The sequence below is a fragment of the Methylibium rhizosphaerae genome, assembly GCF_006386545.1.
Lineage (GTDB): Bacteria > Pseudomonadota > Gammaproteobacteria > Burkholderiales > Burkholderiaceae_C > Pseudorivibacter > Pseudorivibacter rhizosphaerae.
In genome coordinates, this window is record NZ_SWAR01000025.1 from 82,178 (window position 1) to 89,570 (window position 7,393).

Below are 7,393 nucleotides of genomic sequence, written 5' to 3' on the forward strand. Positions count from 1 at the left end.
GGATCACCCGACGAGGCGGCCGTAGCGGTCGATGGCGATCAGGTCGACGTAGCGCGACCCCTGCCCTGCGCCGTTGCTGGCGGCGAAGTCGACCCGGTAGCCGCCCACGTCGCTGCGCAGGCCGGCCAGCGCATCGCGCAGGCGCGCGCGCGTCGGGCTGCCGCTCTTCAGCGCGGCCAGGCCCGCCTCGACGGCAATGCGCCCGGCGATGTAGCCCTCGAGGGTGGTCATGCCCATCTTCGCGCCGGTGCCCAGCGCCGCGAGGTCCTGCTGGCAGCGGTTGACCACGCCCACGCCGGCCGCGTTCGGGCGCGGCACCACCGTGCTCATCACGCAGCTCTGCTTGCGGGCCACCAGCGTGTCGACCAGGCTCTGGCCGGCGAACGAGGAGGCATAAAACAACCCCGGGTACTTGGCGGCGCTCATCTTGTCGATGATCGAAGCCACCGGGCCCGCGTTGGCGGTAAACAGCACGCAGTCGAGCTTGGCTTCGAGCAGCGAAGCAGCCACCGTGTCGAACGACGCCGCGTTGCGGTCGATGGTGAGCGTGGCTTTCGGGGTGATGGACATGCCCGAGAGGGCCTGGTTCATCGCGTCGAGATTGGCCTGCGAGGTATCTTCGAGGTAGACCACGCCCACGCGACGCAGGCCGAAGTCCTTGATGTACGACACCATGCGGCTGTATTCGAGGTCATACCCGGCGCGCACGTGGAAGGCCGGGGCCGAGCCCGCGGCGCGGATGCCCATGTTGCCGCTTGCCGTGCCCAGCAGGGGGATCTGTGCCTTCTCGACCGCGCTGATCGCGGCCTCGGCGCCCGCGCCGCTGGTGAGGCCGACGATGCCCGTGACGCCGGAATCGATGAGGTTCTGCACGTTTTGCGCGCAGCGGTTGCGGACGCCGCCATCGTCGAGCGTGGTGAGCTCGAACCGGGCTCCGCTGGTCTTGGATGCGGCGGCAAACGCCGCGAGGATGCCGTCCCGGACGTCCTTGCCATAGCCGGCCTGACCGCCGGACAAGGACGCTGACTGACCAAAACGGATCACTGGCTGCTGCGCGGCGGCAGTCAGCGACAGGCCGCCAATCACGCCGCCCGCCAGTACGGCAGGGCTGGCGAACACCAAGGTTCTGCGCTTCATTTCACGACTCCCAATGTTTGTATGAATAGGACGCTCAAACGCTCGAGCGTCAGCCCGTCTTCGACGCCGGCCTGCTGCACCTTGATCGGTCTTACGAACTGATACGCGATGTAGCAAAAACCGTCATTTCGGCGGGTTGTGCGCAGCACTGCACGTTCCGGGCCGCGTGCCGGTTGAGTTACGAATTGACACGATGTTGACCAAGGTCTCAGACTGCTCCTCATCGACAACAGCCCCGGGAGTTGCCACATGAAGAACCAGCAGGCCAGCGGTTTCTCGAAACTGGTCGTGGCGCTTTGCCTCGGCGTCGTTGGCATGGCGGCGCAAGCGCTGGAGCTTCGGGGCTTTCGCGGCGTGGCCTGGGGCGATGACGCCTCGAGCCTCGGCACGGCGAAGCTGGTGCATTCGCAGGGCGAGCTGCGCTGCTACCGCCGCGAGCGCGAAAACATGATGTTCGGCGACAGCCAGCTGAAGGACGTGCGCTACTGCTTCCAGCAGGACCGCCTGTTCCTCGTGATGATCGAAGCCGACGCCGCGCGTGAAGACATGGTGGCGGAATTCAAGCGCACCTACGGCCCCCCCAGCCAGCAGTCGCCGGCGATGGTGTCATGGGGCGGCAAGTCGGCCGGCACGCATGTCGAGATGCTGTCCGCGCCGGGCGGCCGTCACACGCTGCTGCGCATCTACTCGAAAGACCACGCCCCGCTGCACTGACCGCAGCCCGGTCACCCCACCGACTCTCGCAGCAGCACGCCCAGCTCCACGAGGCTCATGGGCTTGGCGATGAAGCCGTCCATGCCGGCGCTCAGGCAGTCCTGACGCACCGCCGTGCTGGCGGTGGCGGCCACGATGGCAAAAGGCGGCAGCGTGCCGTCGCGCTGCAGCTGGCGCAGCTGGCGCGTCGCCTCGAAGCCGTCCATGCCGGGCATCTGCAGGTCCATCAGCACCGCATGGGGCGCGTGGTGGCGGCAGTACTCCAGCGCCCGTTCGCCGCAGTCGACCACGTCCACTTCGAAGCCGAGCAGTTGCACCATCTCGCGGGCCAGGATCTGGTTGACCGGGTTGTCCTCGACCACCAGCACATGCTTGCGCCCGCTCATGCCCAGGGGGGTGGGCCGCGTGTGGCCGGTCGGCGGCGGATGTTGTCGCTGCAGGGCCGCCAACGTCAGCTCGGCCAGTTCGCGCGGTGCAAAGGGCGGCGTGCGCAACTCGACCTGCACACCCAGTTCGCGCAGGCGCCCGCGGTCGGGTGTGGGCATGGTGTAGACGGTCAAGGTGGTGGCGGGCAGCGAACGCACCAGCACCGCCAGGTCGGGCAGCGACACGCCGAACTGTTCGGAGGCCAGCACCAATGCCGGCGCCGACGCGTTGCCGCCCAGGGGCAGCAGCCGCCGCACCGCCTCCGACACGTCGGGGAACAGGGTCGTGGTCCAACCGAAACGATGCAGCCGCCGGGCCAGTGCTTCATGTGCGAACGACGGGTGCGCGATCAGCCAGGCGCGGGCGCCGCGCGCATCGATGGCTGCCACATCGTCGTGGAGCTCGGTCGCCTGCACCTGGGTCTGCAGGCGCATCACCGTGCCGTCCGGTGGAACGGCATGCACGATGAGGCGGGCTCGTGCAGCGTCACAACGGCCGTGCGCCAGGGACTCCTGGCCGACCTCGGAGGGCAGCACCGTCCATTGCACTCCCTCCATGGACTCCAGCGCCTGCCGCTCGGTGGCCTGCCCTGGGTCGATGCTGCCGCACACGACGTGGGCATCGATCGAGCACACCGCCTGCGGTGTGCAGTCCACCTTGGCCCGCAGGAACAGGTGGCTGCCGCGCGGAGCCAGCGACACGGCATGCAGCAGCACCTGGTCGAGCAGCGTGCCGAGCGCGGCCTGCGGCGCACGCACGGTCACCAGCGGACCTTCGTAGTCGAACAGCAGCAGCACGCCGCGGCGGCGGGCTTCGGCCTGGATGCGGCGCGCAGCCTTGGTGAAGAAATCGCTCAGGTCGAAGTTGCTGTCGCCGGAAGGCCCGGCTGGGTCGGGTGGCGTCATTGCAGCGCCGTCCTGCCCTTGCCGGCCCAGACGGCACCTCGCGCGGTCGCCCGCGAATCTGCGGCATGCGGGGCGCACGCCGCGCGGACCAGTTCGCCGGGCTCCACCGGCTTGTTGAGCAGGCAGTCATAACCGGCTTCGTGTGCGAGCTGGCGCGCCTGCGCGCCGGCGAATGCAGTGAGCGCGATGGCGCGGCGGGGGCCGCTGCCGTCGCGCCGCCGCCATTGCCGCAGCAGGTCGTAGCCGTTCATGCCGGGCATGGCCACGTCGGAGACGAGCAGGTCGTAGTGCGCATGGGCACGGCAGCGCAGCGCCGCCTCGGCATCGGCCGCCACGTCGACCTGGGCGCCGTGCCGGGTGAGGATCTCGCAGACCAGCTCGCGGCCGTCTGCCTCGTCGTCCACCACCAGCACGCGCTGCCCCGCCAGCGCCTGCGACCAGCCGCCGCCGGCCTCTTCAGGCGCCTGCTCCGCCGGCGCTTCCGCGGCCTCGGGCATCGGCAGCTCGATCTCGAAGCGGGCGCCACGCCCGCTGCCTTCGCTGAACGCCCGCACCTGGCCCTGCTGCAGTTCGGCCAAGGCCTTCACCACGGTGAGGCCGAGCCCGAGCCCGCCGTGCGGGCGGGTCGCCGAATCGTCGGCCTGGCGGAACCGCTCGAACACCTGCGGCAGGAACTCGGGCGCGATGCCCTCGCCGCTGTCTTCGACGGTGATGACGAACGCCCGCTCCCGGGCCTCGCCGCCCAGCTTGACGCTGCCGCCCGCCGGCGAAAACTTCACCGCGTTGTCGAGCAGCTGTTCCACCATCTGCTGCAGCCGCCGGGCGTCGGCCAGCACCTTGTGCCCCTGCGGGACGGTGTTGCCGATGGCCACCTGCTTGGCGTCGGCGCGCTGCGCCACCGCCTGGACGGCGTTCGCGGCCAGCTGCGCAGCATCGACCGGCTGGATCTCCACCGTCACGCTGCCGTTGAGCACGCCGTGGAAGTCGAACAGGCGGTCGATGAGCTCGGCCTGGTGGAGTGCATTGCGCGCGATCACCTCGGCGGCATGGCGCACGGCCGGCGTGCTGACGGGGTCGGCGTCGAGCAGCCGGGCCCAGCCGAGGATGGTGTTGAGCGGCGTGCGCAGTTCGTGCCCCAGCTTGGCGATCACCGCCTCGTGCGTGCGGCGCACGGCCTCGAAGCGCGCCTGCTCGGCCCGCAGCTGCTGGTTCAGCTCGAACACGGTGGCCTCCGCCGCAGCGGGTGCGCCGTCGAGCGCCTCCAGAGCCGGCGCCTGCTCGCGCAGGCTGCGCAGCCTCAGCCGGTGAAGCTGTGCACCGAACCAGCACAGCCACGTCATCGACATGAGGATGAAGATCAGGGTCCCGGCAGCGCCGGCATCGAGCAGCGAGCCGCCGCGTGCGAGGTAGAAGCCCACCGTGCCGCCTACCGACAGCACCGCCGTCACCGCCGCGGGCCCTGCTCCACCCCACCAGCCGGCCACCACGACCGCCGGCATCACGAGCAGGAAGCTCACCTGCGCACCGAACGCACTGTCGAGGAAGGGCCGGGGCACGATGCAAAGAATGCCCAGCGTCGTGGCCACCAGGTAGGCTTGCGTGGCCCGGGCTTCCCGCTCCTCCGCCTGTTGCATGGCCTGCTCCGTGTGTGCGTGATGGGGATATGCGAGTTAATGGGCAAGGCATGTGCCTGGGGTATCGGCACGGCTTTGGGGCCCGCTGGCGATGCGGCGGCTCTACGAAAACTGCGGTAAATCCTGCTGCGCGGGGTCACAGCTGCCGACCGAGCACCCCTCGGCGCCGCGCCTTTTTGCGAACATGAGTGCATGAAACCAGCTTCTTCCTCCCTGACCACCGCGCTGGCCGCGGTTGCGCTGGCCTTGCTGCTGGCCGCCTGTTCGGCGCCCGACGCGAGCGACCTGCGTGCCGAACAGGCGGCCGAGCCCAGCACCTTGCTCGACAGCGAAGGCAACGTGCTGGCCACCTACCGGCGGGGCCAGCGCCAGGACGTGTCGCTCGACCGCGTGTCGCCCCACGTCGTGAAGGCGCTCATCGCGACGGAGGACCGGCGCTTCTACGAACACGACGGCGTGGACCTGTGGCGCACCCTCGGCGCTGTGGTCCACACCGTCACCGGCGACACGCAGGGCGGCTCCACCATCACGCAGCAGCTCGCCCGCAACATGTTCCCGGAGGAGATCGGCCGCTCGCGCACGCCCACCCGCAAGGTCAAGGAGATCATCACCGCCCGGCGCATCGAAAAGGTTTGGAGCAAGCAGCAGATCCTCGAGACCTACCTCAACACCGTGCCCTTCCTCTACAACGTGGTGGGCATCGAGATGGCCGCGCGCACCTACTTCGACAAGACCGCCGCCGAGCTGGACGTGCTGCAGGCCGCCACGCTGGTGGGCATGCTCAAGGGCACCTACTACTACAACCCCGTCATCCATCCGAAGCGCGCGCTGGATCGCCGCAACGTGGTGCTGGCGCAGATGGTGAAGTCGGGCGACCTCGCCCAGGCCGACTTCGAGCGACTGAAGGAGCGACCGCTCGAACTCGACTTCAACCTGCAGGACGAGGCCCTGGGCGCAGCGCCGCATTTCGCGGCGTTCGCCCGCAAGTGGCTGAGCGACTGGGCCGAGCAGCACGGCTACGACCTCTACCGCGACGGCCTGGTGGTGCACACCACCATCGACCGCCGGTTGCAGGAGGCGGCCACGCAGGCGGTGGAGCAGCAGGCCGACCTGCTTCAGCAGGTGGCCGACGCCGAATGGAGCCAGCGCAGCCTGCGCTCGGCATCGAGCGACCCGCGCAGCTACGCCCGCGCGAAAGGCGAGCCGTTCGCCCACTTCTGGGCCGCGCGCCCGGGCCTGCTGGCGGCAGCGGTGCGCGAGACGGCGGAGTTCCGGAAGGCGGTGGCTGCCGGCGCCACCCCCGAGGCGGCCCTCGACAAGCTGTCGGCCGATGCGGCCTTCATGACCCGGGTGCGGGCCGCCAAGACCCGGCTCGAAGCCGGCTTCGTGGCGATGGACCCGACCACCGGCGCATTGAAGGCCTGGGTGGGCAGCCGGGAGTTCGCCCGTGACCAGTTCGACCATGTGGCGCAGGCCGAGCGCCAGCCGGGCTCGACCTTCAAGGCTGTGGTGTACGGCGCGGCGCTCGAGCAGGGCATTGCGCCGGACCGGACCTTCGTCGACGCACCGATCGAGGTGCCGCTGCCCGGCGGCCGGGTCTGGCGCCCCACCGACATGAGCGGCACCAGCGGCGAACCGATGACGCTGCGCGAAGGCCTGGTGCGTTCGAAGAACACCATCACCGCGCAGGTGATGCAGGAGGTGGGCGTCGACAACGTCGTGCGTTTCGCCAAGGCGATGGGCGTCACCGAAAGCCGGCTCGACCCGGTGCCCTCGCTCGCCCTGGGCACCAGCCCGGTGACGCTGCTGGAGATGGTCAACGTGTACGCGACCATCGCAGCCGAAGGCCGCCACCACCTGCCGCTTTTCGTCACCCGGATCTCCGACCATCACGGCAAGGTGCTGGCCGAGTTCGGCCCGCAGGAACGCACCGCGATGTCGAGGGAGTCGGCGGTGGAACTCATCGACATGCTGCGCGGGGTGGTCAACCGCGGCACCGGCACGCAGGTGAAAACGCGCTTCGGCGTGGTGGCCGACGTGGCAGGCAAGACCGGCACCACCCAGAACAACACCGACGGCTGGTTCATCCTCATGCACCCGAAGCTGGTGGCCGGCGCCTGGGTCGGCTTCAACGATTCGCGGGTGACCATGCGCAGCACCTACTGGGGCCAGGGCGGGCACAACGCCATCCTGCTGGTGGGCGACTTCTTCCGGCGCGTGCAGAAGGCCGAGCTGGTGGATGCGCAGGCCACCTTCCCGCCACCGGCGCGCCCGGCCCCGGCCGCGTCCGAACCCATGGGTGAAGGCTGGGCCGTCGAGCCGGACCCCGCCGCATCGGTGCCCACCGATGAAGCGCCGCCGCCGATGGGCCAGGGCGTGCTGACGGGCCAGGACGGCGAGGCGGTGATGATCGGCGAGCCGGCCGCGTCGCCGCCGTCGGCCCCGGCCTCCGGCCCCTAGTGTCCTGTCGCAGAAATACGTTTCGCGATCCGCTCGATCTTTTGCAGGATTGAGTCGGCGGTGGCAACCCACTGGAAAGGCGTGGCGTCGGCGTTGTAGCGTTGCACGAACAGCTCG

5 protein-coding genes are annotated in these 7,393 nt (G+C 69.7%); 2 read left to right on the top strand and 3 right to left on the bottom strand.

The features are described 5' to 3' along the window. Positions 1-3 precede the first annotated feature (3 nt). Positions 4-1,137 carry an ABC transporter substrate-binding protein gene (locus E8D38_RS17990; RefSeq protein ID WP_140634020.1) on the bottom strand — a complete coding sequence of 378 codons (1,134 nt, stop codon included), beginning with the start codon at positions 1,135-1,137 and terminating at the stop codon, positions 4-6. 249 nt (positions 1,138-1,386) lie between these two features. On the opposite strand from E8D38_RS17990, the gene E8D38_RS17995 reads away from it, so the two are divergent. Then, the gene (locus E8D38_RS17995; RefSeq protein ID WP_140634022.1) at positions 1,387-1,851 is read left to right on the top strand and encodes a hypothetical protein; all 465 of its coding nucleotides are present in this window, start codon (positions 1,387-1,389) and stop codon (positions 1,849-1,851) included. An 11-nt stretch (positions 1,852-1,862) separates the two neighbouring features. On the opposite strand, the gene E8D38_RS18000 is transcribed toward E8D38_RS17995, so the two are convergent. After that, the gene (locus E8D38_RS18000; RefSeq protein WP_140634024.1) at positions 1,863-3,182 is read right to left on the bottom strand and encodes an ATP-binding response regulator; all 1,320 of its coding nucleotides are present in this window, start codon (positions 3,180-3,182) and stop codon (positions 1,863-1,865) included. Further along, on the bottom strand, positions 3,179-4,816 hold the full coding sequence (locus E8D38_RS18005; protein WP_140634026.1) for an ATP-binding protein: 1,638 nt from the start codon (positions 4,814-4,816) through the stop codon (positions 3,179-3,181). Before E8D38_RS18005 ends, E8D38_RS18000 begins: the two co-directional genes overlap by 4 nt. A gap of 192 nt (positions 4,817-5,008) precedes the next feature. Here E8D38_RS18005 and E8D38_RS18010 point away from each other — a divergent pair, with 192 nt between their 5' ends. Next, complete coding sequence (locus tag E8D38_RS18010; protein WP_140634028.1) at positions 5,009-7,276, top strand: penicillin-binding protein 1A; 2,268 nt, start codon at positions 5,009-5,011, stop codon at positions 7,274-7,276. The last annotated feature ends 117 nt before the right edge of the window (positions 7,277-7,393 follow it).

Bases quoted from the DNA above. Each gene is read 5' to 3' on its own strand.
- E8D38_RS17990 (WP_140634020.1), bottom strand. From the start codon at position 1,137: ATGAAGCGCAGAACCTTGGTGTTCGCCAGCCCTGCCGTACTGGCGGGC.
- E8D38_RS17995 (WP_140634022.1), top strand. From the start codon at position 1,387: ATGAAGAACCAGCAGGCCAGCGGTTTCTCGAAACTGGTCGTGGCGCTT.
- E8D38_RS18000 (WP_140634024.1), bottom strand. From the start codon at position 3,182: ATGACGCCACCCGACCCAGCCGGGCCTTCCGGCGACAGCAACTTCGAC.
- E8D38_RS18005 (WP_140634026.1), bottom strand. From the start codon at position 4,816: ATGCAACAGGCGGAGGAGCGGGAAGCCCGGGCCACGCAAGCCTACCTG.
- E8D38_RS18010 (WP_140634028.1), top strand. From the start codon at position 5,009: ATGAAACCAGCTTCTTCCTCCCTGACCACCGCGCTGGCCGCGGTTGCG.